The sequence below is a fragment of the Bacillus sp. LR_5 genome, from assembly GCF_042709275.1.
In genome coordinates this window covers 1-2,477 of the sequence record NZ_JAVAXX010000509.1, presented here as the reverse complement: position 1 = coordinate 2,477, position 2,477 = coordinate 1, and the positions used below count along the sequence as shown (strand labels likewise).

The 2,477-nt window shown below is 35.4% G+C and carries 4 protein-coding genes; all 4 read right to left on the bottom strand.

The annotated features are described in order from the left end of the window. Positions 1-103: 103 nt before the first annotated feature. Positions 104-820 (bottom strand): site-specific integrase, encoded by a 717-nt coding sequence (locus RAC86_RS37775; protein ID WP_377886866.1) that lies wholly within the window; start codon positions 818-820, stop codon positions 104-106. Positions 821-852: 32 nt separating this feature from the next. Beyond that, complete coding sequence (locus RAC86_RS37770; protein ID WP_247471112.1) at positions 853-1,287, bottom strand: tyrosine-type recombinase/integrase; 435 nt, start codon at positions 1,285-1,287, stop codon at positions 853-855. 270 nt (positions 1,288-1,557) lie between these two features. Then, positions 1,558-1,818: an ImmA/IrrE family metallo-endopeptidase gene (locus tag RAC86_RS37765; RefSeq protein ID WP_247471117.1), complete on the bottom strand. Its 261-nt coding sequence runs from the start codon at positions 1,816-1,818 to the stop codon at positions 1,558-1,560. An 86-nt stretch (positions 1,819-1,904) separates the two neighbouring features. Further along, on the bottom strand, positions 1,905-2,477 hold a 573-nt coding region (locus tag RAC86_RS37760; protein ID WP_377886864.1), incomplete at its 5' end, for a hypothetical protein.

Below are 2,477 nucleotides of genomic sequence, written 5' to 3'. Positions count from 1 at the left end.
ATCTAAAATACGTTGATCTTATGCAGTTTCCGCGAAATATGGAACTGTTATTTTTTTGTCTAAATATGTGGGTGTCATACGGGTGGCAAATTAGAGAATCTCTCTAAAATGTCCCCGTTTTAAATATATTATTGATTGCATCAGCAACTAAAATATCTGATTCACGGTTAGCATGAGTGTAAATATTCAATGTGGTTTGGACGTTAGCATGGCCAAGCCTCTGAAAAATAGCTTTAATGTTTAATCCAGGTACTTTCCCAATTTGATTTATCAACATTGTTGCGTGTGAGGGTCTCATATCATGAAGACGTCCTGGCTTGATGTTGTGCCTCTTAGTGAATCTCTGCCACCAGGTATTAGGTGAGGTTGGATACTGCGGTTGTCCCATATCCCCACCAAATAACAAAAGCTTATCTGTTCCTCTCCACAGTTCACCCAACAGTAATTTATTCTTCTTGATCTCCCGTAGCAAAATGGCTGCTTCTTGCATTACATCAGGCGGCATCGTAACTTTACGGAAAGAGTTACTTTTAGGATCTTTAAACCGATAACCTCTCTTCTTTGTATATTGTAAAGACTCATCAATTCTGACTTCATTAGTATCAAAAAATAAATCTGTTTCATCGATTGCTAATAGTTCTCCTCTACGAAATCCACCTGTAAAAGCAAATTTAATCATAACTCTGTTCCTCAATGGAGCGTGTTCATCTAATAGCATAAAGATTTCCTTTATTTCTTCTTCAGTATAAATTTCATATTCATTGTATTTTGTTTTGGCCGCTTTACATTCTCTGCAGGGTTTTCTTTTATAATCTTCCACTCAGCTGCTCTTCCTAAGATATCTCTAATGATTCAATATCTAGCATGAATGCTTGATGTTGAGACATCATTTTCTCGTTGGTATTCTTCTAAGAAATTTAATATGTGAATCGGCTGAATCTCGTCTAAGTACATGTCTCCAAAATAGGGTTGTATTTCTTTCCCCAAAATATATTCATAAGTTTCACGAGTTTTATCATCGAGATGATCCAGGGCATATTTTTTCTCCCAGTCCTCTATGAACATATTGAATGTTCGTTTGTGTGGTGTGATATAAGCGCCGGCTTCAACTTCTGTTTTGAATTTATACCATTCACTCACCAGGTAATTGCGCAGCTTTTTAGTGGTTTTTAATAAAGCTGGATCCTCTATTCTAATTGTTTTGACCTTTCTTTTACGCCTGCTCTTTGTACCGATATCAACAACTAATCGAAATGACTTTTCGCCTCTTTTTTCAATTGTTGGCATATAAAATTTTCTCCCTTTCTTTATTCTTTTGAATCATGAATGATTGGTACTTAAAGCTGAATAACTTACGGAAGTACATATCCAATCTTTTTTCCGCAAAAGGATGTGTAACCTGAAAAAGATCAGATATGAATCAGATATGAGACTTGTAGATTCTCGCTTGGTTGCCGGTAATTTGATGTTTTTCAGCATAAAGCTAGGTACAGCAAAGTGATACATAAATGCATTTGCTTGATTCTCCTGTAATTCTCTAAAGAGTGGGGGTAATTTTTATTGAACACCTACATGATTTATGTGATGGCACAGTTCATGGGAAAAGTCTTCCCACTGCTTTTTTTTAGATAATCGCGAATCAAGAATAATACAAGCCATTCCCAGCAGTTTTACTGCTACAGATGAACGGTTTTTGTAATGGACTATTATTTTTAACCTATCTGCAATTAGTTCCAAGTCCCATGTAACCGGATCAGCAATTCCAATACCTGTATATATTGTCTTGATTCGATCTTCAAGAAGTGATAATTGATACAAGATAAAGCCTCCTACTAACGTAACGCAAACTTATGTTCGTTTTTGTGTTGAAAAGAAAAGCTCCCTAAAGAGCTTAAATACTATATTTAGTTTATATCTAATTTAATAGTCTTCTCGTTTGTTATAGTTTTATATGATTCGCTATCATAAGTATCTCCCAGAACAAGAGTCAAAGAATTTATCTCTTCTGGATCCCCGTCATATATAACTCCTATTGTGTACTCATCTTTAGCGTTCCCGTAGATATCATGTGGTCCATTCTCCATAAGGTTATTTTTATCTACTTCTATTTGTTCCTTTGTGTTTGGGATGACCATAGAAATCCCTTTCCATTTTACAAGCGCATCTCCTGTATTTTCAGCTGTAACAGTTATTTGAATGTAACTTAAAGGTTCATCAAGCTGTTTGGCGACTTTCAGTTCATACATCTGCAGAGTGTCGCTAGGAATATTTGTGCGAGTTAACACTTTTATATCGTCTATTGTCACTTTAAGAGGTGAAATATCGATATGTTTATCTGGATTCTTTATTTTATTTAATTCAACAATCTCCCCAGTATCTTCTTTGTACTTTTGACCGGGTTTAGTTAAAGAACGGTTGTTTCCTGTTTGATATGTATCTTCCTGATTTTCGTCTGCTGTGTCCTCTTTATTGTTTGC

What these genes read in the sequence shown, in the direction of transcription:
- RAC86_RS37770 (WP_247471112.1), bottom strand. Translation starts at nt 1,287, where the DNA reads ATGCCAACAATTGAAAAAAGAGGCGAAAAGTCATTTCGATTAGTTGTT.